The organism is Serratia sp. BNK-23, assembly GCF_047456145.1.
In the GTDB taxonomy this organism is placed as follows: Bacteria; Pseudomonadota; Gammaproteobacteria; order Enterobacterales; family Enterobacteriaceae; genus Serratia; species Serratia nematodiphila.
Map to the genome: position 1 here is coordinate 3,979,355 of NZ_CP179900.1, position 20,908 is coordinate 4,000,262.

The window sequence follows — 20,908 nt, forward strand, 5'->3', positions numbered from 1 at the left end:
AGGCGACCTCTGTGCTCAACGATGAGCAACGCCCTTTTACTGCTTAAAAACGGTACTCCACCCCGCCCTGCACGCTGCGGCCGCGCCCCAGGGTATTGGCCAGCGTCTCGCCGTAGCTGACGACGTAGGCGCGGTTGGTCAGGTTCTCCACCGAGCCGCGCAGCGTCAGGCTGTCGGTCAGTTTGTAGCTGGCGTACAGATCGAACAGGGTGTATTTCGGCCAGTCGGCCAGATACGGGTAGTTGGACGGCACCGAGCTGTCCTGATAGCCCGGCGCGAAGCGCACGGTCACCCCGGCGTCCAGCTTGCGATCGAAAGCGCGGCCGCCCAGCGTCACCGAACCGCGATCGCCCGGCAGGTAAGCGGCGGTGCCGAACTGCGAGCCGCCGTCGCAGGACACGGCGTCATTCGCCGTCGGATCCTGCTCCGCGTAGAAATTGCCCGGCCGGGAGTTGGCGCCGTAACGCAGGCGATTGCCCAGCCAGGCGTTCCTGGAGCAAAACTCGTTTTTACCGATCATGTGGGTGTAGGTCAGGTCGGCGTAGAACACCCCGGCGTCATAGTTGAGCTGGTACTCCAGCCCGCGGAAACGGGTTTTCGACAGATTGTTGACGTAGGCGGCGTTGCCGATGCTCGGCTGCACCAGCCCCGGCTTGTCCCGGTTAATCGCCAGGTTGATGTAGTTATCCACTTTGGTGTCGAAATAGGCCACCTTGGCCACCAACCGATCGCCCTCAAACCACAGGTCAGGCTGCTGTACGTTGAACCCCACTTCCCAGGCGCGCGAGCGCTCGGCCTGCAGGAACGGGTTGGGATATTGCGTAGAGGTGCTGTGCGCGCTGCCGTTGGTCAGCGTTTCAGTGATCGCCGGCGGCCGCCAGGATTTGCCGTAGGTGGTATACAGCTCCAGCCACTCCACGCCGGGGCGCACCGCCAGCGCCAGCGTCGGCGACAGCTTGCCCTGATCGCGATCGACGTTCCACTCCTGCTGCGTGGTCGTCGCCAGGCAGTTGCGCAGCCGCAGCTGTTTGCAGGGATTCTCCGCCGTATACGGGAAGTCGGCGTAGCTCAGACCGGTCTGGCCGCGCAGGCGATAGCGGTCGTAACGCAGCCCGCCTTCCAACGTCAGCCAGCCGTCGTAGTCATAGGTCAGATTGGCGAACAGGCTGGCTACCGAACGGTTGCCGGCCGGCGTCACCCCATCCATGCCTTGGCGGGAAGAGTCGCTGGTGGCTTTGTCGTAATAGAACTCCAGCCCGTAATTGGCGCGGAAGTCATGCCCCGGCGCCAGGCTGAAGCGCGAGGTGTTTTGCGCCTGTGCGCCATAGGTACGCAGACGGGTGCGCGTCGCGTAGCCGTTGTCCAGCAGCGAACTGGTGCTGTAGGTGTCGCTGTCATCCTGAGTATCGACGTAATACAGCTTGGCCTGAAAATCGAGCCAGTCGACGTCTTCCGGCGCCAGGCTGTAGTCGAACGCCGCGTTGCGCGCCATCACGTCGGTGTAGCCGGTGCGCTTCCAGCCCAGTTCGTAGGGCGGGCGAGTGCCCAGGTTAGTCAAGGTGCCGGCGATCGGCGATGCGGTCTGGGTCTGCAGATAACTCAGCTGCAGGCGCTGGTTGGCGGGCAGGTTCCAGCCCACCTTGGCCAGCCGCGAGTGCATGCGGTAATGGGTGTCGGGGATTTTGTTGTTCTTGATGCTCTCGGCGTAGCGATCGTAATTGCCGGTGTCGTTATTGATGCGAATGTTGCCGATGTCGCCCTTATTGCCGGGCCAATAGTCGCCGAGGTGGCGTTCGCTGGCGGCCAGCAGGATATCGCCGGTTTCGTTGCCCAATGCCAGTATGCCGCTGCCGATGAAGTGGGTGCCGTTATCGCCGGTGCTGGCGTGCAGCTTGCCGCCCAGCTCTTTGCCCGGCGCCAGGAAATCGCTCGCGCTGACGGTATTGAAGGTGGCGATGCCGCCGAGCGTGCCGGCGCTGCCCATACCGCCGCTGGTACCCTTGTCGATGGTTACGCCGGACAGCAGCTCGGAATCGATATACATGGTGCCGTTACGCTGGCCATGGCCGCTCTTTTGAAAATTCTGCCGCATGCCGTCGATATTCATGTTCACCCGGCCATAGTCTTGTATGCCGCGGATGTTGACCGACAGCGCCGGATCTTGCTGGCTGACGCTGGAATAGGCCCCCGTGGTCTGTTCCAGAATATCGGCCGCGTGCCGCGCCGGGCGGTTGTCCATCTGTTCGCGGCTAATGACGCTGACCGAGCGCGGTTCGTCGTAAACCCAATCGTTGGCGTTGATGCCGCCGGCGCCCAGCACCGTCAGGCTGTCCAGCGCCAGCGCGCCGCCCTCTACGTTAGCCGTCGGCAGCCGGCTCAATACGATCTGCCCCTGCGGCTGCAGGCGGAAAGCCACCGGATTGCCGCCGATCAAGCGCCTCAGGCCCTGTTCAACGCTCATGCTGCCGTTCAGCACCGCCGCCTGCATGCCGTCGAGCTTCACCTCGTCGAAAAACACCTGCATGCCGGCCTGCTCGGCGAAGCGCAACATGGCGCTCTGCAGCGGCTGCGCCGCAATGTTGAAATGCTTTTGCTGTGCGGCCTGCGCACCGTTCGCCTCAGCCTGGACGGCGAGCGCCACAGCCGGCTGAGTCAACATCATCGCCGCCAGCGCGGCGCGTACCGCCGTGGCCAAGCGGCCGGCCGGCGTGGTTCCCTTGTGAATAAGCATGCGTGTGTGTTCCACCCGAAAGAATGTCAAACCAAATGATAATGGAAATCAATCTCGTTTAAACATAAGGACGTTCCGGGAGGCAAAAACCCGTAAAGATTTTTTACAGAAAGTGAAAATAGCGGCGAAACAGGCATCCCGGCCCGCCTGCACCGCTCAGTAAAGCAGCGTGATGCCGGGGAGATTCAGCTGGCGGGCGGAGAGTTCCTGACGAATGGCGCCGACGCCGTCGTCGAGTTTATTGAGCGCGAACACGCCGCTGACCGTACGCGATCTGAGTTCGGGATTGATCGCTACGATGCGGGTCTCGCGATAGCGGTTGAGCTGCGCGAGCGCCTGCGTCAGCGGTTGGCGGTCGATCACCAGCCAGCCGCGCCGCCAGGCGTCATCACCGGCCGTTTGCCGCGTCAGCTGCAGCTGCCCGTTGCGGTAATGCGCCGCCTGGCGTTGCGCGACCACCAGCGAACGCTCACCGCGCTCAAGCGTTACCCGCACGCTGTGCTGATGCACGCTGACGTCGACGCCCTGCTCGGTGCGCGCCACGCTGAACTCGGTGCCCAGTGCCTGGGTGACGCCGTTTTCCGCCTCCACCCTGAACGGGCGACTTTCCGGCCCGCCCAACGGCGCGACGACAAAATAGGCGGCGCCGCTAAGCAGCCGCACCTTGCGTTCGCCTGCGGAATACGCCAGTGCGATCGCGCTGTCGCTGTCCAGCGCCACCCGGCTGCCGTCCGGCAACGCAACTTCGCGCACCTCGCCGCGAACGGTTTGGTAATCCGCCTGCATGCCAATCCATAGATCCGGCCCGCGATAAACGCCGAAGGAAACGGCGATCGCCACCGCCGCCGCCACCGCCCAGCGGGGCCACCTGCGATGGGATGACGTTTTCAGCGTCGCCACCTGCGGTTGTAACGCCTGCCGCTGCTCAGGCGGCAGCTGTCCCAGCGTCGTCCACAGCAGGCGAGCCTGACGCAGCGCCGCCGGATGCTGCGGATCGGCGGCCAGCCAGGCGTCCAACGCTCGCCGCCGATCGGCCGGCAGCGCCCCTTCGGCCAGGCTCACGGCCCAGGCGGCCGCCTGCTGTCGCGCCTGTGCGGTTAGCGGTTTCATAATGGCATAGACCTCTGTTTTTTCTGGTTATAGGTTAAGACGTCTGAGCGCGGATAAACCCGTAAAAAAATTGCCATTATTGTTCTTCCATCCGCGCCATCAGCCGCTCGAGCGCGCTGGCCAGGTGTTTTTCCACCGTGCTGAGCGACACGCCCAGCTGCGCCGCCACCTGCGCCTGGGTCAGGCCATCGAGCCGGTTAAGGCGGAAAATCTGCTGCGTGCGCGGCGGCATGTCCGCCAGCGCCTGCTGCAACAGCTGCAGCAATTGGCTATCGATCGCCAGTTGTTCAAGCGCCGGTTCACCGGAGGGATACTGCGCCAGAATGTCGTCTTCGACCGCTTCGGTCTGCCGCCGCTGCTGCTGGCGCAGATGGTCGAACATCAGGTTTTTGGCGGTTTTATACAGGTAGGCTTCGATATCGAGAATGTTACCCTGCGGATATTGCTCGGTAAGGCGGGTAAAACTTTCCTGCGCCAAATCCGCGGCCAGCTGAGGGTCGCGCAGTTTGGCGTTCAAATAGGCTTGCAGCGGCCGCATATGGCGCAGAAACAGCGCCTGCAACTCGGAATTGGACATCTCTTTTCCCAGAAGTGAAACACCCAATAGGGGCGATAAAAATCACATAAATGATTATCATTATCAATATTGTTCTGGGAAATATGTGCTAACGCGGGGGGATAAACAGGAAACCGGCCTGACGCCGGTTTCCGCTGGGCTGCAGGTCAGTGCTCTAGCGCCTCGTCTTCATAGCGGTGCTTGGCGTCGAGCGCTTCCTGCTCGGTTTCATGTTCACTGAGCAGCGTATTCGGCTCAATGTCGTCGGTGCGCACCTCAAAGCGGCGCAGATGCAGGTTCGGGTCCCCCCGAAACACCTCTACGACGCGGGCACTCCGTGGATAAGCAGGTTGATCATTTTCGCGCATGCCGTTCTCCCGTGTGTTTCACACAGTAGCAAGTATAGCAGCCGCCCTCATTCCGACACGCGCGAACCAAGATCGCGATCGCCGGGAGCCCCCGTCAACAGCTCGGTCAATTCGTCGCAGGCGCAAATACGCCCTTCACGCACGGTGAAGTGCGCCAACACCCGCACGCGGCAGCGGGAACCGTCACGCTTTTCCACCTCGACCAGATGGTGGGTCAGCACCGCCTCGCCCTGCTCCGCCGCCGCGATCACGCTCAGCGTCATGCGGCGAGTTTGCCGCTTCAGCAGCGCCATATGCTGCTCAAACTGCTCGAAGTGCAGCACCTTGCCATCCACCTGCTGGCGGTAGCCTGCGCTGAAGCGGGCGGCGAGCTGGGCCGGCCGATGCTCCGGGCTGGCGACGATCTGCTGCAGCGTATCGAGCACCAGATTCAGCGGGGTAAGTTGAGTCATCACATTTCTCCGAAATAGGGTGAACGGCGATCCTATCCCGGCCAGGCGATGGCATAATAACCACATCAAGACTTTCAATAACGTTAAACGGCCAACATGACGCAGATCCGCAGCCAACGCCTTCAGCATGAAAAAAAGCACCTGACGCCCTGGCACCGGCACGAAGGCGGCCAGATCTATCTCTTGACGCGCGGCATGCTGGCAATGGAACTCCCGGGCCGGCAATGGGCGATCACCGGCGGCACGCTGGGCTGGCTGCCGCCGGGATGCGCCCATCAGGCGCTGGCCTGTGGCGACGTGGCGGGCTGGAGCCTGTATCTGCCGATGGAAAGCGTGCCGGAGATGCCGCCGCTGCCGCAGCTGTTCACGGCCTCTGCGTTGTTGCAGGCCCTGGTGGAGCGCATCGCGCAGTTCCCCGCCGGCCCGCTGAGTGCGCCGCAACGGCGGCTGCTGCAGGTGCTGCTGGACGAAATGCACGCGGCAAGCCGCGCGCCGTTGCAATTGCCGCTGCCGCAGGACGCCCGGTTGCTGAACATCGCCCGTGCGCTGCTGAACGATCCCGCCAGCCCGCGCAGCCAGCGCGACTGGGCCATCTGGGCCGGGCTCAGCCCGCGCACCCTGAGCCGCCGTTTTCTGCAGGAAACCGGCATCAGCTTCGCGCTGTGGCGCCAGCAGGCGCGGGTATTGCGTTCACTGGAGGGGTTATCACGCGGCGAAGCGGTTGGCGAGGTGGCCGACGCCTGCGGCTATGATAACGTCAGCGCCTACATCGCCGCCTTTCGCCGCCGCTTCGGCGTCACGCCCGGGGCCTACTTTGCGGCCGCTCGGCAAACGGAATAGAAAAACGGGCGCACAGCGCCTGAAGAGAAGAAAAGGTTATTTCACCGTCTCACGCGGCAGCACCGCGAGGATTTGTTCCACCACCCGCTGCGGATCGGCGGCGCCGTCCATCACGTAATGTGCGGCATCCTGATACAGCGCTTCCCGCGCGGCCAGCACCTCGCGCATCTCTTCGGCGATCGGCCTGCCGGTGAGCGTCGGGCGCTGCGCATCTTCCGGGTACTCTTCCAACCGCTGCGCCAACACGCTGGCCGGCGCGCGCAGGTAGATAACGGTGCCATGCTGGCGCATAAACTGACGATTCTCTTCCGCCAGGATCGCGCCGCCGCCGGTGGCAACTATAGTTGACGGCTTAGTCACGGTTTGCAACGCGACGGTCTCACGGCGGCGGAACCCCAGCCAACCCTCGCGCTCGACCATTTCCGCCACGCTCATCTGCGCCGCCTGCTGCATAAACAGATCGGTATCGACGAATTGATAGCCCAACGCCAGCGCCAATGCGCGGCCTACCGTGGTCTTGCCGGCTCCGCGAGCGCCTATCATGAACAGGGTTTGTGTCATTACGGGTTGTCCCTTATGCGGTGACTTGAGTGCATTGCATACCAAAATGCCGAGCGGGTGCGATGGCGTGGTGGCAGCATCATACCCTGCCCGCTCTGTATTTCAATATTTACGATAGTGTAAATTCCATGGCACAGCGACTGCCGACGGCAAAGCCGTGCGCCAGATCCTCATCCAGATGCCGCCGCAAGGCGGCCGTGAGCTGCGCGCCCTCAAGCGGCCGGAATCCCAGCCGCCGGTAGTAAGGCGCATTCCACGGCACCTCAATGAAGGTGGTGAGCGTCAGGCGGCCGGCCCCCTGCCGTTTGGCTTCTTCCGCCACCGCGCCGATCAGGCGGCGGCCGACGCCCTGCCGCTGCCAGGTGCCGGCGACCGACAATTCGGCGATGTGCCAGTCTTCCCCCTGAGCCAGCACGGCGATGAAACCGGCGCACTCGCCGTTGTCGCTTTCCGCCAGCCATTCACGGCGCTCGGCGATAAACGCGGCATGCTGCTGCGGGGCCATCACCTCGCCTTCGGCAATAAAGCGCCATTCCGGCTGTTGGCGAAACAACTGCGCCGCCGAGCGTTCAACCGCCATCAGATGCGCGATATCCCGCTGCTGCGCCAAACGAATCTGCAGGCTCATGGGTTCTCCTTAACGTTGGGGCGGTTATTTAAGCAAATTTCACCGCCCGTGGCTTAGAAATCGACACTGCCGCGCAGCACCACCTCACGCGGTTCCCCCACCGCCACGCGCAAATTGCCGCCGCTGGACGGGTAGTAGGTTTTATCGAACAGGTTCTTCACGTTCAGTTGCCATTTCACCCGATAGCCGTTGATCGGCATGGTGTAAGCGGCGAACGCATCGGCAACGGTGTAGTTATCCAGGTAGAAACTGTTGGCGGCGTCACCCGGGCGGCGCCCTACGTAGCGCGCACCGGCGCCAATGCGCACCTCATCGCCGCTGTAGAGACCCGGGCTGCCCAGGTTCTGGCTCAGGAACAGCGAGGCGGTGTGGCGCGCCACGTTGGTCATCTCTTTGCCCTTGTTGTCCGGATCGTCCACCACCCGTGCGTCGGTATACGCATAGGAACCGATCAGGCTCAGCGAGTCGGTGAGATTACCGGCCACGTCCAGCTCCACGCCCTGCGAACGCACGCGCCCGGCGGTGCGCGTCACGGTTTCGCCCGCCACCAGCTCACTGACCATCACGTTGCGCTTGGTGATGTCGAACAGCGCCAACGTGCCGGTAACACCGTTCGGCAGCGCCAGCTTGCCGCCGACTTCCCACGACTTGCCCTGCTCCGGCGGCAGCGAATCAATCTGGGTGGCGATGGAAGAGTTCGGCTTGAACGACTCGGTATAGCTGCTGTACAGCGACATGTAAGGCGTCAGCTTGTAGACCACCCCGGCGCGCGGCACCAGCTTGCCGTCCGAGCTGTCGGTATTGGTCTGGAACGGCCGCCCCTTGCCGGCATAGACGTCGAAAGCGTCGTAGCGCAGCCCGCCCATCACCAGCCATTTATCGGTTAGCTGGATGGAATCCTGCATAAACCAGCCGTAGCTGGTGAGATTTTCCCGCTGGTCGCTGTCTTTGGCGCTGACCGCCGTCGACGGCGGCATCAGGCCGTATACCGGATGATAAATATTGAAATCGCTGTTCTTTTTACCGCGGATCATGTCGCCGCGGTAGGTACGGTTATCTTCAAAATCAAAGCCGAACAGCATCTGGTGGTTGATGCTGCCCCAGTCCACGTCACCATTGAACGTCAGCTGCACCGCGTTGGCGTGGCTGACGGCATGGGCGGTCGAGTCGGCCTGGCGGCTCAATGCGCCGCTCTCCGGGTCCAGCGCCGTGGCGCGCGCCTGGTTGTCGCTGTAGCTGTTGCGGCTGTAGGCGTAGGTCAGCGAGCTTTTCCAGCGCTCATTGAGCGTTTGATCGATCCGCAGGGTGACGCTGTCCTGATCGCCGCGGGTGGCGTTATAAGCCTCGTCGAAACGGCGATCGCGCGGCGTATTCACCGGTTTGCCGGTGCGCGAATCGATAATGGTGCCGCGATCGAACGGCACCAGATATTCCATATGTTCATAGGCCAACCGCACGGTGGTGTTCTCGCCGTACCACATCAGCGAGGGCGCGATCACCGTCTGGCGATTGCGGCCAAAGTTGCGCCAGTAATCGGTTTCATCGTGATCGACGATCATCCGATAGGCAAACCCCGACGTGCCGAGCGGCCCGGTAACGTCGAGCTGGCCACCGCCGCCGTTGAAACTGCTGCCCCAGCCTTCCACGTGGGTATGCTGCTGCAGCTGGGGTTTTTTGGTGATCATGTTGATCATCCCGCCCGGCTCGCCCATGCCGTACAGCATCGAGGCCGGCCCCTTGAGCACCTCCACCCGCTCGGTGGTCGGCGTAAAGTTGCGCGCCTGCACCGAGCGCACGCCGTCGCGCAGAATGGAGCCGTCGCGGTTGTCGCCGAAGCCGCGTTTCATTACCGCGTCCTGGGTGCCCCCCAACGTGTTGGCCTGGGTTATGCCGCTGACGTTGTACAGCGCTTCGTCCAGGCTGCTGACCGCCTGATCGGTAATCACCTGTTGCGGCACCACGTCGATCGCCTGCGGCACGTTCAGCAGGTTGGTTTCGCTGCGGGTGCCGGTAACGCTGGTCAACGGCTGATAGCTCTGCACGCCGTCGGCGTCTTTGCGGCCGACCACCACCAGGCTCTCTTCCTGCGGCGCGGCTTTTTCCGCCGCCCACGCCGGCGATGTCGCGCAGGCTGCCAAAGGCAATGCGCACCACCAGCCGCGCTTGTTGTTATTCATTATCTAACTGACTCCAATAGGTCCCTGAAAAAGGTAACGGCAAAAACTGCTGATACAGCTGTTGGAAGGTCTGCTGCGGGTTGATGTCGGCGAACAGATCCGGGTAAAACGCTTTGGCGAACATCTCGACCAGCACGACATGGTACGGGCTGAGGTAAAAGTTGTGCCAGACGCTCCAGGCGCGGTGGTTTTTCACCGCCTGCAGGCTGGCCAGCATCGGCTGTTTGGCGATCAGTTGGCGGAAGCTGTCGGCGGCCTCTTGTCGGCTGACCTGCGGCCCGAGGCGCAGATCGGACAGCCGTTTGCCCTGCGGGCCGGCCATGCCGGTGGCGAGGTACACGTCGGGATTGGCGCTCAGAATGGTTTCCGGGTTCAGCTCGCCATACACCCCTTTGACGCTGGCGTTGGCGATGTTGTCGCCGCCGGCGAAGGTCAGCAGATCGCCGAGATTGCCGTGCGCGGCGGTGGTGCAACAGGTGTCGCGCCGCCCCAGATGCAGGTGCAGCATCACCTTGGGCTTCGGCCCCTGATAGCCCGCCAGCCGTTGCCGGATCACCGTCATATGCTGCTGATAAAACGCGATGAACTGCTCGGCGCGTTGCTGGCGATTGAGCACTTCGCCCAGCAGCCGCACGCTCGGCACGGTGTTGTTCAGCAGATCGATGCGCAGATCGACGTAGATCACCGCCACGCCGGCCTTACTCAGTGCGGAAACCAGCAGATCGTTGTCGCCGTCTTCACGCGCGTAGCGCGCCAGGATCACCAGATCCGGCTTCAGCTGCAGCAGGCTTTCGATGTTGACCTGGCGAAAGTTATTGCCGCTGATGACGGGGATCTGGGCTATCTGTGGAAACTTCTGCGTATACAGCTGCCAGCTTTGCGCATCAAAGCGCGCCAGATCCGCCGGCCAGCCGACGATGCGCTGCGCCGGGTTGCCCGGCTCCAGCAGCGCCAGCGTATACAGCATGCGGCTCTCCCCCACCACGATGCGCTGCGGGTTGTCCGGCACCGCGACCTGGCGGCCGGTGATGTCGGTTACCGTCTTCGCCTGGGCGGAGAACATGCCGAACCACAGGGAAAGCAGCAGTAAAATGAGGGAAGTGCGCATGATTGAGCCGAAACGGGGGAAATAGTGCGCGCATGATAATCACTCTCATTAGCACTTGCAATCCCACGCCGCCATTGCCAAAAGAAATCCGGGAAACGGCGCCGGGCGCGCGGCAAACACGGCGAAACCGCTAAAATAGCGGCTTTAAAAAGTTAAAAAAATGGCGGAAAAATCGGTTAAATAGGAGGGGGAAACAGCAAAAAAACCGGGAGACCGCCATGACTCAACGCATCATTCCGCTGTCGGAGTGCCCGCAGTTTGCCGATGTGTGCGCCGCCTGGGCTTTCGGCCAATGGGGGTCACAGCGCGGCGGTTCGCTGGCGCGCACCCAGCTGCGTTTCGCCCAATGCAGCCGGCCAAGCGACGATCACCTGACGCTGATGATGATCGACGGCGATCGTCCGGTCGGCATGGCCAGCCTGTGGCCCAGCGACGATCATCAGCGCCAGGATCTCACTCCGTGGCTGGCCGGCGTCTTCGTGCATCCCGATCACCGCCGCAAGGGCATCGCCCACTGTCTGGAGATGGCCATCGTCGAGGCGGCGCGGCAACGCCATCACTCGGTTCTGCATCTCATCACCGACAAGTCGGAAGCGCTGTACGCCGGCTGGGGTTGGCAACCTCTGGAGCGCCGGCGGCAGCATGACGAAGAGGTGGTGGTGATGGCGAAAACGCTGTAGCTAACGCGGCGTACAGACATACACCAGCGCCGGCGGGAAGTTGCGCACTACCCGCAGGCGCTTCCAGTGAAAATAGCGCGACAGCAATTTTTCCGACAGGTGGCTGTATTGGAACAACACCAGCGTGCCGTTGCGCGCCAGCAGCCGCTGCCGGGCCTGCTGAAGAATGCGCACGCTGATCCTGACCGGGATCGACAACAGCGGCAGGCAGGAAAACACCACGTCGTAATCGGTGGCCATCCGGGTCGCCGAATGGCCCATCACCTGCAGCCGCCGATCGTCAATCCCGCGCAGCCGATGCACGAAATGGGGTTGGATTTCGAAGGCCTCCAGCGCCGCATCGGCGCGCATCCGCCCCAGAATACGTTTGGTCAACACCCCGTCGGCCGCGCCCAGTTCCGCGATCGACAGCGCCCGGGTCCATTCAACCTGATTCAGCATCGCCTGACACAGCCACGGGGAAGAAGGCGCCAGCGTACCGACGGTGCGCGGTGAAGCCATAAATTGCTGCAGGTAAGCGAAGTGATTCATCAGTTGCAGCCGGGTCGCATTTAACATTGAGGCCTCCTTGGGTTAAGCCCTCAATGTGAGCCGAATTTCTTAAGTAATCATTAACATGATTCCGAAAGCGGCAGACACAGTTGTAATAAAATGCAACCTCATCAACGGCACGCAAAGAAAAACGGCCGTAATAATGACCTGAGAATAAATCGTTTATACACCGACTATTCAGATAATTATTGCGACCGTTTATTTTATTGGCCGCGTTGCCGCGGCCAGAGCGTAAAAAAACCAATGCTTAGCGATAAATTTCCGCATTGCCGCGCCAGTTGCTGGAATCCCCGGGGGTGTCCAGACCGATAATGCGATAATGGCTGGCGCCGTCCGCCGCGGCTTTTTCTTTAAGGGCGGTGATGGCATCATGCGGTGAGCCGCTAATGCCGGAAACCGACACGACGCCGATGCTTTGCAGATTGGCGGCCTGCTCGCTGTTGACCTGTTTCACCGACGACAGCGGCGCGGCGAAAGTGGAGAAAGAAGCGGCGGCGATCAATACGGCTGCGATACTTGGGATGAGTTTCATGATTGACTCCAGGTGTTCTTGTTTATTAGCTCGTGGTCAGTGATGTTAATTATCCGCTAGCCAATGAAAACGGACGTCATGCAACGTAAAGAACATCAATCATTGTGAGGAGAATAAGGAGGAAGTAAGAGCGGGTGTGTATTTTCAGGCGGGAATGACTTTATAGACCTCACCTTACCCCTATTTGATGAACAATTAAAGACGGTGCGAGATAAAGCATGCGCGCCGCGTCTATTTAAGATTTTTTACCCGCCGGAGCGCGCTGAGCTACGCTGATTTTGTGGCTTACCCTTTTAAGGAAGAACGCTTATGTCGCAAAACCTGCTGCGCGTGCGTGACGGTCAGGGCGCGTCGGTCTCATTTTCCGAGCTGCTGTTCGATCTGATCTACGTTTTCGCCGTGACCCAACTTTCCCACTATCTGTTGCATCACCTGACACTGACCGGCGCGCTGGAAACCCTGCTGCTGTGGTTTGCCGTCTGGCTGGCCTGGCAATACACCGCCTGGGTCACCAACTGGTTCAATCCGGATACCCGCCAGATCCGCCTGCTGCTGTTCTCGATCATGCTGCTGGGGCTGTTCGCCGCCGCCGCGCTGCCGCAGGCGTTTGGCGAGCGCGGCCTGATCTTCGCGCTGTTTTATGTCGCTATTCAGGTCGGCCGCTCCGCCACGGTATTGCGCCTGCTGGCGCCTGGCCACCCATTGAAACAAAACTTTCGCCGCATCCTCGGCTGGCTGTGCATCTCCGCCGTCTTCTGGATCGCCGGCGGGCTGGCGGAAGGCCATACTCGCCTGGCGCTGTGGGCGATCGCCGTCTTGTGCGAATACGTCTCGCCGATGTTCGGTTTTCGCCTGCCGGTGCTGGGGCGCTCGGACAGCAGCAGCGAATGGACCATCGAAGGCCACCATCTGGCGGAGCGCTGCCAGCTGTTCGTGATCGTGGCGCTGGGGGAAACCATTCTGATCACCGGCGCCACCCTGAGCGAAATGGAAAGCTGGAGCCTGCCGGTGCTCATCGCTTCGCTGGTGGCCTTTCTCGGCAGCCTGGCGATGTGGTGGGTTTACTTCGACACCAGCAGCAAAGCCGGCAGCCACGCCATCAGCCAAGCGGAAAACCCCGGCCAGCTGGGCGCTTATTTCCACTACGTGCACGTCGCGCTGGTGGGAGCCATCATCGTCTGCGCCGTGGCCAACGAGCTGGTGATCGCCCATCCTGACGGCCGCATCCAACACGCCACGGCGGCGGTGCTGCTGCTCGGCCCGGCGATTTACCTGTTCGCCAACGCGCTGTATAAACGGTTGGTGTATCGCCGCTTCCCGCTGTCGCACCTGGTTGGGCTGCTGACGCTGGCGGTATTGGCCCCCGCCGCCTATTTAACCGATCTGCTGATGGTCAATGGCCTGACGACGCTGATCATGGTGGTGGTGGCGGTGTGGGAGAGCATCTCGCGCGGCAGAGCGCCGCAGCGGCACGCGGAGACCTGAAGCAAACGGGGGCGTCACCGCCCCCGCTGTGAGATTGATGACAAACCTCATGCCATTGCCGGGTTTGCAGAGAGCAGCGGATAAAAAAACAAGGAAAATCAATTTATTGATTTTCGGCTGATGGCCACAAAGGAGGAAAAACCACGTTTTTTCCTCCTTTTTCAACGGTCTGACGGGGGCGCTGTCGCCCCTTCTCGATCACTTCAAGGGTTGCGGCAAGGTGAGCACCCAGAGCTCACTCAGCGACTCCGGCTGCTCCAGAGGGCGCAATTCGATACGGGCATCGGTCTTGTCGCCGTCGAGGCTCAACCGCCCTCCTTTCTCCAGCTGGTAGTCACCGATTTTTTTGCTCTTTGGCGACGCATCCACCAGCTTCGCCTGCAAGCCGAAATCGTTGTCATTGATCACCGCCAGTGTGCGATCGTCGATCAGCGCCAACCCTTCCGCTTTCTCCTGGCGCCAGCCCAACTGGCGCAGATCCGCCACTTCCCGTTTCTGCGCCAGCTTCACGCCGCGTTTAGCCAGCTCTTGCGCATCGTCGAACTCCAGCGCTTTACCCTGGCCGTCAAACGTACTCAGATCGCTGGCCTGCGCGAGATCCACCAGATAGATCTTGTTGATCATCGTCTTATCTTTATCGGTTCCCTGTTCAATCAACAGGATGCGCTGGTTGTCCAACGCCACGATATCGCCAATCTTGGCGTCTTTGGCTTTTTTATAGCGGTCGATATCGATGGGATAGCCATACATCGCAGTTTTGCCACTGCGCGGATCGAAGCTCACCAGCCGGGTAAACTGCGCCTTGTTTTTGCTTTTACCATCAACATCCAGCGTGCTCTGCACCGCCGCCAGAATGCGTCCATCCGGCATCCGGGTCAGCCCCTCAAAACCGCGGTTAGGCTGGCGCCACTTCAGGATGTTCGGCAAACCGCTCGCCACCGCCTGCTCGCCGGCCTGCGGCGTTGGGCCATATTTGGCGAGAATTTTGCCTTTGTCGTCGACATGGATCAGAAACGGGCCATACTCGTCACACAGCCAATAGCCGCCGTTGCCGTCACCGATGATACCTTCGGTATCCAACCCACGGCGATCGCCAGACAGCGGTTGCAGCGCGTCGTTCAACGCCACTTCGTTCGTGGAACCAATCAGCTCGCTCGGCAGCGGCAGCCCGCTAATCGGCCCTTTTTCGTCATGCAAGGGCCGCGCATTCTCGGCCACGGCCTTGCCGCCGCCGATACGAATGTCCATCAACAGAGGCGTGAATTGCGGATTGGCGAAAATCTTGGCTTCTTGCTTGCCCACCGCAGGGGCATCAGCATTCGGGCCGCGATCGGTCAGCGTCGTCAGCACCAGATCGTCGCCCTGCTTGCGATTGAACGACAGCCCTGAGCCGATCCCCACCGGCAACCCCTGCGGGAAATGCTTGGCAAACGCCCCCTGATAGGCGACGCGTTCCCCGCCGGGGAAGCCGACCACATAACGCGCCACCTCAATATCTGCAGCGTAGGTGAATACCGGAAACAGCGAAGCCAACAGCAGGGAGAGCGATTTTATTCTCATGTTTTTTACCCGAGGTTGAATGAAGCGTTATCAGGCAGAAGAAGATATTAATTTTGCATGACACTTAGATGACAACAGGCGCTTCGTCAAATGTAAAACAAGCAATAAGGTTGGCTGACAAATAGAAATTAGCAATTAACCTGAGCGTATTGAATGGATAAAACCGCTGGAAAAAACCGCCCGAAAATAGCCCGCCATTTTGCTTAGGGTAAATTCTTATAGCAAAGATAAAAAAATCGGCAAACGCGCGTCGGCACGGGAAAAAACGGTGTTTTTCTCATAGACAAAATAAAATACCGGGGATTTAATACCGCCGTTATTCAAGGTGCATTAAGAAAATTCTATAGAATATCTGCATGAACTCAAAAAGCTGTTCTATAGTTTTTAGTGCTAACGCCCGTTAGTCTATTCCGCAGGATGGAATCTATGTCAAAGCGACTTTTTGCTGAATTTTTTGGCACATTTTGGTTGGTGTTTGGTGGTTGTGGTAGCGCAGTATTGGCAGCGGCATTCCCACAGCTGGGTATTGGTTTCCTCGGCGTCGCGCTCGCTTTCGGTCTGACCGTGGTGACGATGGCCTATGCCGTCGGCCATATTTCCGGCGGGCATTTTAACCCGGCCGTCACCGTCGGCTTATTCGCCGGCGGCCGTTTCGCGGCGAAAGACGTTATTCCTTACGTTATCGCTCAGGTCATCGGCGGTATCGCCGCAGCGGCGGTGCTGTATTTGATCGCCAGCGGCAAAGCCGGTTTCGACGCCACCGCAGGCGGCTTCGCCTCCAACGGTTACGGCGAACACTCACCGGGCGGTTATTCTCTGCAAGCCGCGATCGTGATTGAGCTGGTACTGACCGCCTTCTTCCTGATCGTTATTCACGGCGTGACCGACAAGCGCGCGCCGGCAGGCTTTGCCCCGCTGGCTATCGGCCTGACGCTGACGCTGATCCACCTGATCAGCATCCCGGTGACCAACACCTCCGTCAACCCGGCGCGCAGCACCGGCGTAGCGATCTTCCAGGGCACCTGGGCGCTGCAGCAGCTGTGGGTATTCTGGCTGGTGCCGCTGGTCGGCGGCATTATCGGCGGCCTGATCTACCGCTGCCTGCTGGAAGACAAAAAATAAGCGTATCGCAGTCGATCGCGTTTCACGGGGCAGCCTTCATCGGCTGCCCCGTTGCTTTCAGCCCTTCGTCACTTCAAACATCATGATATCGCTGGTAAAGGAGCCGTCCGGCTGAATGGCGAAATGCGCCGCTACCTCTTCCGACACGCTTTGCTGCAGCGCGCGGATCGCGGTAACGAAATGCGCCGGCGTGCGCATGCGCGCCACCCAGCTACCGAACTCCAGCATCAAGCGATCCGCCGTCACCTCACGCACCACCAACCCAGCTTCGGTCAATAACCTCAACCACTCGCCCGGCGCATAGTTGCGCACGTGCGAGGTGTCGCGCAGCACTTCCACGGTTTGCAGGTAGATATCCAGCAGCGGATGCCCCGGCGAGACCACGTCCATAATGATCGCTCTGCCGCCCGGTTTGAGTACCCGCCTGACCTCGCGCAGCGCCTGGCCGACGTCGTGCCAGTGGTGCGCCGAATAGCGGCTGATGACCAGATCGAAGCTGGCGTCTTCAAACGGTAAAGACTCCGCCACGCCCTGCTGCTGCTGAATGTTATTCAGGCCTTTTTCCGCCGCCGCCTGCTTCACCACCGCCAACATTTGCGCCGACAGATCGTAGGCCACCACCTGCGCTACCCTGGCAGCCGCGGTGAAGCTGGCATGCCCGGCGCCGCAGCCCAGATCGAGCAGGCGCGCGCCGGCGTGCGGTTCCAGTAACTGTGCAAGGCGTTGCAAATCCTTGCCCTGCGCGTGTACCGCGCTGGTTAAGTAGGCGTTGGCCTGCTCGCCGAACTGCCGGTCTACCGCGTTTTTATGGCTGTTGCTGATGCTCATGTTTGCTCCCGTTATTATCCGGCTTGCGCCTGTGCCTGAAGGCTTTCGGCTACTATAATCAGGCTACTATACGGGTACAATATGAGCAGTTATCCTGGTATAAATAGGTACCACGCTATGTCATCAGAAGCCTTATCCGGGCCAAAGGCCCTCGGCGCGTTCCTGCGGGCGCACCGCGAACGCATCACGCCGGAAATGCTCGGCCTGCCCAGCTCCTCGCGCCGTCGCACCAGCGGCCTGCGGCGCGAAGAGCTGGCGCAAATCAGCGGCATCAGCGCCACCTGGTATACTTGGATCGAACAGGGCCGCGAGGTATCCATTTCCCCCTATACGCTGGCACGCATCGCCAAGGCGCTGCGGCTCGGCCCCGCCGAACGCCACTATCTGTTTACCCTGGCGCGCGTCGCCGATCCTGAGCAGGAAACGCACCGCGAAACCGCCAATGACGCGGTGCTGCAAAGCGTGCATCAGATGACGGTGCCCTGCTATCTGTTGGACGTGACCTGGAACGTCGTCGCCTGGAACCCGCAGGCGACGACGCTATTCAGCGGCTGGCTGGATGCGGCCAACAGCCCCAACCTGCTGCACTTCATGTTCTTCCACCCGCTGGCGAAAACGCTGGTCAGCGATTGGGAAGAACGCGCGCGCCGCGTGGTGGCCGAGTTTCGCGCCGAGACCAGCCATCATCAAAATACCGAAGAGATGCGCGCCTTTGTGCGCAACATGACGCACAACAGCGCGGACTTTAATCACTGGTGGAAGCAGCATGACGTGATGGCGCGCGAAGGCGGCGAAAGAACCTTCGAGCATCCTCAGCAAGGCGCGCTGCGCTATCGCCAGCTCACCTTCCACCCGGCAGAGCACGCCGGTCTGAAGCTGGTGATGCTGATCCCGCTGCCGCAATTGGTAACAAATTCATAGGCAAGTTTACCCGCCATTTATTTATTGGTTCATGTAAACGCGCTAGGGTGATTGTTACGGATGATAATGATCATCCAGCACCGTTATTTATCTCCTGAGGTACTCCTATGCAATCCGAAGAACAACGCCTTATCGATGGTCTGTTTGGCCGCCTGAAAGAAGCCGAGACCAAGACGGGCCCACGGGATCTCCAGGCAGAGCAGCAAATCAACCAGCATATTCGCGAGCAGCCTTCCGCCCCTTATTACATGGCGCAGGCGATGATCATTCAGGAAGCGGCGCTCAAGCAGATGGATCAGCGGGTCAAAGAGCTGGAGGCCCAGGTGGCGCAGCTGCAGCAAACCGCCAACGGCCAGCAGAGCAGCGGCGGCTTCCTGGCCGGTCTGTTCGGCGGCGGCAGCCGCACGCCAAGCCCGCGTGAACAGTATCAGGCGCAGCAGCAAAATACGGCGGCCTGGAACAACGCGCAGCAGGGGGGCTACGCGCAGCAGCAGCCTGCCTATGCCCAACCGCAGCAGGCGGCGCCCTCACGCGCCGGCGGCTTCCTGGGAGGCGCCTTGCAAACGGCGGCGGGCGTCGCCGGCGGCGTGGTGTTGGCCGACATGCTGACCGGCATGTTCCGCCATTCGCAACCACAGGAAATCGTAAATATTATCGAGGAAACCCCGGCGCCGCTGGACGACAGCGCAATGCGCAATTTCGACGCCTCCAACAACCTTGATACCTTCAACAACGGCGATGGTGGCAGCTTCCTGAACCAGGACAACGGCTTCCAGAACGCCAGCTATCAGGACGACACGGATTACGCCGACGACGATTACAGCGACGACGACGACTCCTTCCTGTAATTCACTTCGCCCCCTCTCACCCGCAGAGGGGGATTTCCCGTTTCACCAATCTGGTCTACAGTGAACACTGTTCATTTATCCAGCCGGGAGAAACGATGATGAGCCTTACTCCTTCAGACCCTTTTTTCAGCGAACGCCTGCAGATGCGCCCGCCGGTGATGGCGGATCTCGAACGCTTCTACGCCATCTTCGGCGATCCGCAAACCCAGCGTTTCAATCCCGCCGGCCCGCTCACCAGCGAAGCGCAGGCTATCTCGGCGCTGCAAGAGAGAATTTCCGGGTGGCAACAACACGGTTACGGTTCCTGGGCGATCGCCCTGCGCGAACGGCCGGATTGGATCATCGGCTTTGGCGGATTGTCCTGGAAACCGCTCGGCGCACAGCGCACCGTGAACCTCGGCTATCGATTCGATACTCGCGTCTGGGGCATGGGGTTGGCCACCGAGATGGCGCGGGCTTCGCTGCAATATGGTTTTGTCGGATTGGCGATGGAGGAAATTTCCGCCATTGTGCGCGCGGAGAATCAGGCGTCGTGGCGAGTGCTGGAAAAGATCGGCATGCGGCGGGTGGATACGCTGGATGACGTGCCCGGCGCGGCGCCGAGCCTGGTGTATACACTAAAGCGCGGCGACTATCAGGGCTGATCGTCGCTGATTCTGGCCAATGCCATGCGATAAGATTTGACCTTCTTACGCTTTTTCAGCCAGGTGGTGGTCGACACGATGAACACCGCGCCCGACATCGCCAACACGCCGGTCGGGTGGCCGTAAAACACCATCAAGGCAAAGTACACGGCGGAAACGATCGCCACCCATTTCGCCGTATTGCCCATGTCGTTTTTCTCCTGGGTCAAACGGCGAATGCGCTCTTCTTCACTGATTCCCATACGCGCTCCTTGTTGGTTGAATGTTCCATTATATGGAGCTGGAGTGCTGATATTTCAAGCGGTTGGATGGTAAAGAAGCGTAAAGCTCAGGCCGGCGGTTCCCGTCGCCGCGGCAGATAGCGCCCGGGCTGATCGGCACCCGGCAGACCGGCGCCGTCGTTGCGGCCAAACAGCCGGTAGCGATTGCCGGCGACCGCGTCGTACACCTTGTCCGCCAGCTTCGACGGCAGATAACGCCCCAGCGCCAGCGCGCGGTATGGCCAGGTCATTTGGCGCAGCGCCTGAAACAACGCCGCCGAGCGCAGCCAATAGCGCCCCTGCTCAACATAGACCACGGAATCGAAACGATCGGTCGGCAACCCCAACGCCAGCAGGATCGCCTGCCCTTCGACGGATTGCACCGTTGCCAACAGAATACGCCGCTGCCGATCGGCGCGAATAAGGTATCTCACCAGCCCGTGACACAGATTGCATTCGCCGTCGAACAACAGCACGCGATCGCCGGGCTGGAGATAAGGCAGCTGTGATAAAGGGGTCATCCCGCCTCCCGAAAAACGCTCTCCTTAGCCTAACGCGCCTGGTGCGCCCAGGCCAGAGCGGGATGACAGGGCCCGTTAAGGCGCAGGCGGTGCGTCAGGCACGGCCACCACCGCGATGCGCACTTCATAGTGTTTGGCGGTGCCGGCCGGGATCACCGCCGTCAGTTTGTTGATGGTTTCCACCGGATTGTCGCTGGCCGAGGTGGCGCAGAACAGCTCACCGCCGTGGCAGAACCCCGGCTTGGGCGGGTGCCCGCCCGGGAAAGGCGGCATGCGCATCGGCGCATCCATCAAAGGCGGCAACGCCTTGGCCGCAGGCTTCTCAGGCGCCGACATCGCGCTCGCGCTGAACAATAGCGCCATGCCCATGCAGGGCAGCGCCAGGATCTTGATTGCTTGTTTCATTGAATTAGCCTCATTTGCC

General features: G+C 60.8%; 23 protein-coding genes. 7 read left to right on the forward strand and 16 right to left on the reverse strand.

Features of this window, described 5'->3' with window-relative positions; genetic code table 11:
• Nucleotides 1-43 precede the first annotated feature (43 nt).
• The 5 genes from ACMGF9_RS18925 to ACMGF9_RS18945 all read right to left on the reverse strand — a co-directional run bounded on the left by ACMGF9_RS18925 (nucleotide 44) and on the right by ACMGF9_RS18945 (nucleotide 5,217).
• Nucleotides 44-2,731, reverse strand: a complete 2,688-nt coding sequence (locus tag ACMGF9_RS18925) for a TonB-dependent receptor (protein ID WP_088381280.1) — start codon at nucleotides 2,729-2,731, stop codon at nucleotides 44-46.
• A 156-nt stretch (nucleotides 2,732-2,887) separates the two neighbouring features.
• Nucleotides 2,888-3,841 (reverse strand): FecR family protein, encoded by a 954-nt coding sequence (locus ACMGF9_RS18930; RefSeq protein ID WP_044031851.1) that lies wholly within the window; start codon nucleotides 3,839-3,841, stop codon nucleotides 2,888-2,890.
• Nucleotides 3,842-3,917: 76 nt separating this feature from the next.
• A complete protein-coding gene (locus ACMGF9_RS18935; RefSeq protein WP_004940490.1) occupies nucleotides 3,918-4,418 on the reverse strand; it encodes an RNA polymerase sigma factor in 501 nt (166 codons plus the stop codon).
• Between the two features lie 146 nt (nucleotides 4,419-4,564).
• Nucleotides 4,565-4,765, reverse strand: a complete 201-nt coding sequence (locus ACMGF9_RS18940) for a YaiA family protein (RefSeq protein WP_015376810.1) — start codon at nucleotides 4,763-4,765, stop codon at nucleotides 4,565-4,567.
• 47 nt (nucleotides 4,766-4,812) lie between these two features.
• On the reverse strand, nucleotides 4,813-5,217 hold the full coding sequence (locus ACMGF9_RS18945) for a nuclear transport factor 2 family protein (protein WP_015376809.1): 405 nt from the start codon (nucleotides 5,215-5,217) through the stop codon (nucleotides 4,813-4,815).
• A gap of 96 nt (nucleotides 5,218-5,313) precedes the next feature.
• Here ACMGF9_RS18945 and ACMGF9_RS18950 point away from each other — a divergent pair, with 96 nt between their 5' ends.
• Complete coding sequence (locus ACMGF9_RS18950) at nucleotides 5,314-6,057, forward strand: helix-turn-helix domain-containing protein (RefSeq protein WP_021504702.1); 744 nt, start codon at nucleotides 5,314-5,316, stop codon at nucleotides 6,055-6,057.
• Between the two features lie 36 nt (nucleotides 6,058-6,093).
• On the opposite strand, the gene aroL is transcribed toward ACMGF9_RS18950, so the two are convergent.
• The 4 genes from aroL to ACMGF9_RS18970 form a co-directional block, all read right to left on the reverse strand.
• Nucleotides 6,094-6,618, reverse strand: coding sequence for a shikimate kinase AroL (aroL, locus tag ACMGF9_RS18955; RefSeq protein WP_004940499.1), 525 nt, complete (start codon nucleotides 6,616-6,618; stop codon nucleotides 6,094-6,096).
• A 109-nt stretch (nucleotides 6,619-6,727) separates the two neighbouring features.
• A complete protein-coding gene (locus ACMGF9_RS18960; protein ID WP_004940503.1) occupies nucleotides 6,728-7,246 on the reverse strand; it encodes a GNAT family N-acetyltransferase in 519 nt (172 codons plus the stop codon).
• Nucleotides 7,247-7,299: 53 nt separating this feature from the next.
• Complete coding sequence (locus ACMGF9_RS18965) at nucleotides 7,300-9,423, reverse strand: TonB-dependent siderophore receptor (protein WP_118892402.1); 2,124 nt, start codon at nucleotides 9,421-9,423, stop codon at nucleotides 7,300-7,302.
• On the reverse strand, nucleotides 9,416-10,531 hold the full coding sequence (locus tag ACMGF9_RS18970) for an ABC transporter substrate-binding protein (RefSeq protein WP_088381277.1): 1,116 nt from the start codon (nucleotides 10,529-10,531) through the stop codon (nucleotides 9,416-9,418). Before ACMGF9_RS18970 ends, ACMGF9_RS18965 begins: the two co-directional genes overlap by 8 nt.
• 218 nt (nucleotides 10,532-10,749) lie before the next feature.
• Between ACMGF9_RS18970 and ACMGF9_RS18975 the strand changes: the two genes are divergently transcribed.
• Complete coding sequence (locus ACMGF9_RS18975) at nucleotides 10,750-11,211, forward strand: GNAT family N-acetyltransferase (RefSeq protein ID WP_015376805.1); 462 nt, start codon at nucleotides 10,750-10,752, stop codon at nucleotides 11,209-11,211.
• Here ACMGF9_RS18975 and ACMGF9_RS18980 read toward each other — a convergent pair whose 3' ends face one another.
• The gene (locus tag ACMGF9_RS18980) at nucleotides 11,212-11,769 is read right to left on the reverse strand and encodes a class I SAM-dependent methyltransferase (protein WP_033642027.1); all 558 of its coding nucleotides are present in this window, start codon (nucleotides 11,767-11,769) and stop codon (nucleotides 11,212-11,214) included.
• 241 nt (nucleotides 11,770-12,010) lie between these two features.
• Nucleotides 12,011-12,295, reverse strand: coding sequence for a YdgH/BhsA/McbA-like domain containing protein (locus ACMGF9_RS18985; protein ID WP_004940519.1), 285 nt, complete (start codon nucleotides 12,293-12,295; stop codon nucleotides 12,011-12,013).
• Nucleotides 12,296-12,604: 309 nt separating this feature from the next.
• On the opposite strand from ACMGF9_RS18985, the gene ACMGF9_RS18990 reads away from it, so the two are divergent.
• Entirely contained in the window at nucleotides 12,605-13,780 is a 1,176-nt protein-coding gene (locus ACMGF9_RS18990) for a low temperature requirement protein A (protein WP_088381276.1), read from the forward strand.
• A 198-nt stretch (nucleotides 13,781-13,978) separates the two neighbouring features.
• Here the strand turns inward: ACMGF9_RS18990 and ACMGF9_RS18995 are convergent, their stop codons facing one another.
• Complete coding sequence (locus tag ACMGF9_RS18995; protein ID WP_015376802.1) at nucleotides 13,979-15,340, reverse strand: esterase-like activity of phytase family protein; 1,362 nt, start codon at nucleotides 15,338-15,340, stop codon at nucleotides 13,979-13,981.
• Between the two features lie 426 nt (nucleotides 15,341-15,766).
• Here ACMGF9_RS18995 and aqpZ point away from each other — a divergent pair, with 426 nt between their 5' ends.
• Nucleotides 15,767-16,462, forward strand: coding sequence for an aquaporin Z (gene aqpZ, locus ACMGF9_RS19000; RefSeq protein WP_004940529.1), 696 nt, complete (start codon nucleotides 15,767-15,769; stop codon nucleotides 16,460-16,462).
• Nucleotides 16,463-16,519: 57 nt separating this feature from the next.
• Here the strand turns inward: aqpZ and ACMGF9_RS19005 are convergent, their stop codons facing one another.
• Entirely contained in the window at nucleotides 16,520-17,290 is a 771-nt protein-coding gene (locus tag ACMGF9_RS19005; RefSeq protein ID WP_088381275.1) for a class I SAM-dependent methyltransferase, read from the reverse strand.
• Nucleotides 17,291-17,407: 117 nt separating this feature from the next.
• Here ACMGF9_RS19005 and ACMGF9_RS19010 point away from each other — a divergent pair, with 117 nt between their 5' ends.
• The 3 genes from ACMGF9_RS19010 to ACMGF9_RS19020 all read left to right on the forward strand — a co-directional run bounded on the left by ACMGF9_RS19010 (nucleotide 17,408) and on the right by ACMGF9_RS19020 (nucleotide 19,703).
• Entirely contained in the window at nucleotides 17,408-18,211 is an 804-nt protein-coding gene (locus ACMGF9_RS19010; RefSeq protein WP_414160370.1) for a helix-turn-helix transcriptional regulator, read from the forward strand.
• A 107-nt stretch (nucleotides 18,212-18,318) separates the two neighbouring features.
• Nucleotides 18,319-19,059, forward strand: coding sequence for a DUF2076 domain-containing protein (locus ACMGF9_RS19015; RefSeq protein ID WP_004928461.1), 741 nt, complete (start codon nucleotides 18,319-18,321; stop codon nucleotides 19,057-19,059).
• Between the two features lie 95 nt (nucleotides 19,060-19,154).
• Complete coding sequence (locus tag ACMGF9_RS19020) at nucleotides 19,155-19,703, forward strand: GNAT family N-acetyltransferase (RefSeq protein WP_015376798.1); 549 nt, start codon at nucleotides 19,155-19,157, stop codon at nucleotides 19,701-19,703.
• On the opposite strand, the gene ACMGF9_RS19025 is transcribed toward ACMGF9_RS19020, so the two are convergent.
• The 3 genes from ACMGF9_RS19025 to ACMGF9_RS19035 all read right to left on the reverse strand — a co-directional run bounded on the left by ACMGF9_RS19025 (nucleotide 19,694) and on the right by ACMGF9_RS19035 (nucleotide 20,889).
• Entirely contained in the window at nucleotides 19,694-19,945 is a 252-nt protein-coding gene (locus ACMGF9_RS19025) for a hypothetical protein (protein WP_004928468.1), read from the reverse strand. The two genes, ACMGF9_RS19020 and ACMGF9_RS19025, sit on opposite strands and share 10 nt — an antisense overlap.
• Nucleotides 19,946-20,031: 86 nt before the next feature.
• Nucleotides 20,032-20,484, reverse strand: a complete 453-nt coding sequence (locus ACMGF9_RS19030) for a thiol-disulfide oxidoreductase DCC family protein (RefSeq protein ID WP_380692714.1) — start codon at nucleotides 20,482-20,484, stop codon at nucleotides 20,032-20,034.
• 75 nt (nucleotides 20,485-20,559) lie between these two features.
• On the reverse strand, nucleotides 20,560-20,889 hold the full coding sequence (locus ACMGF9_RS19035) for a hypothetical protein (protein ID WP_414160371.1): 330 nt from the start codon (nucleotides 20,887-20,889) through the stop codon (nucleotides 20,560-20,562).
• Between the last annotated feature and the right edge of the window lie 19 nt (nucleotides 20,890-20,908).

Bases quoted from the DNA above. Each gene is read 5' to 3' on its own strand.
- aroL (WP_004940499.1), bottom strand. From the start codon at position 6,618: ATGACACAAACCCTGTTCATGATAGGCGCTCGCGGAGCCGGCAAGACC.
- ACMGF9_RS18985 (WP_004940519.1), bottom strand. From the start codon at position 12,295: ATGAAACTCATCCCAAGTATCGCAGCCGTATTGATCGCCGCCGCTTCT.
- ACMGF9_RS18960 (WP_004940503.1), bottom strand. From the start codon at position 7,246: ATGAGCCTGCAGATTCGTTTGGCGCAGCAGCGGGATATCGCGCATCTG.
- ACMGF9_RS19010 (WP_414160370.1), top strand. From the start codon at position 17,408: ATGTCATCAGAAGCCTTATCCGGGCCAAAGGCCCTCGGCGCGTTCCTG.
- ACMGF9_RS19015 (WP_004928461.1), top strand. From the start codon at position 18,319: ATGCAATCCGAAGAACAACGCCTTATCGATGGTCTGTTTGGCCGCCTG.
- ACMGF9_RS18995 (WP_015376802.1), bottom strand. From the start codon at position 15,340: ATGAGAATAAAATCGCTCTCCCTGCTGTTGGCTTCGCTGTTTCCGGTA.
- ACMGF9_RS18930 (WP_044031851.1), bottom strand. From the start codon at position 3,841: ATGAAACCGCTAACCGCACAGGCGCGACAGCAGGCGGCCGCCTGGGCC.
- ACMGF9_RS18950 (WP_021504702.1), top strand. From the start codon at position 5,314: ATGACGCAGATCCGCAGCCAACGCCTTCAGCATGAAAAAAAGCACCTG.
- ACMGF9_RS19030 (WP_380692714.1), bottom strand. From the start codon at position 20,484: ATGACCCCTTTATCACAGCTGCCTTATCTCCAGCCCGGCGATCGCGTG.
- ACMGF9_RS18970 (WP_088381277.1), bottom strand. From the start codon at position 10,531: ATGCGCACTTCCCTCATTTTACTGCTGCTTTCCCTGTGGTTCGGCATG.
- ACMGF9_RS18925 (WP_088381280.1), bottom strand. From the start codon at position 2,731: ATGCTTATTCACAAGGGAACCACGCCGGCCGGCCGCTTGGCCACGGCG.
- ACMGF9_RS18990 (WP_088381276.1), top strand. From the start codon at position 12,605: ATGTCGCAAAACCTGCTGCGCGTGCGTGACGGTCAGGGCGCGTCGGTC.
- ACMGF9_RS19025 (WP_004928468.1), bottom strand. From the start codon at position 19,945: ATGGGAATCAGTGAAGAAGAGCGCATTCGCCGTTTGACCCAGGAGAAA.
- aqpZ (WP_004940529.1), top strand. From the start codon at position 15,767: ATGTCAAAGCGACTTTTTGCTGAATTTTTTGGCACATTTTGGTTGGTG.
- ACMGF9_RS19005 (WP_088381275.1), bottom strand. From the start codon at position 17,290: ATGAGCATCAGCAACAGCCATAAAAACGCGGTAGACCGGCAGTTCGGC.
- ACMGF9_RS19020 (WP_015376798.1), top strand. From the start codon at position 19,155: ATGATGAGCCTTACTCCTTCAGACCCTTTTTTCAGCGAACGCCTGCAG.
- ACMGF9_RS18940 (WP_015376810.1), bottom strand. From the start codon at position 4,765: ATGCGCGAAAATGATCAACCTGCTTATCCACGGAGTGCCCGCGTCGTA.
- ACMGF9_RS18975 (WP_015376805.1), top strand. From the start codon at position 10,750: ATGACTCAACGCATCATTCCGCTGTCGGAGTGCCCGCAGTTTGCCGAT.
- ACMGF9_RS18980 (WP_033642027.1), bottom strand. From the start codon at position 11,769: ATGTTAAATGCGACCCGGCTGCAACTGATGAATCACTTCGCTTACCTG.
- ACMGF9_RS19035 (WP_414160371.1), bottom strand. From the start codon at position 20,889: ATGAAACAAGCAATCAAGATCCTGGCGCTGCCCTGCATGGGCATGGCG.
- ACMGF9_RS18945 (WP_015376809.1), bottom strand. From the start codon at position 5,217: ATGACTCAACTTACCCCGCTGAATCTGGTGCTCGATACGCTGCAGCAG.
- ACMGF9_RS18935 (WP_004940490.1), bottom strand. From the start codon at position 4,418: ATGTCCAATTCCGAGTTGCAGGCGCTGTTTCTGCGCCATATGCGGCCG.
- ACMGF9_RS18965 (WP_118892402.1), bottom strand. From the start codon at position 9,423: ATGAATAACAACAAGCGCGGCTGGTGGTGCGCATTGCCTTTGGCAGCC.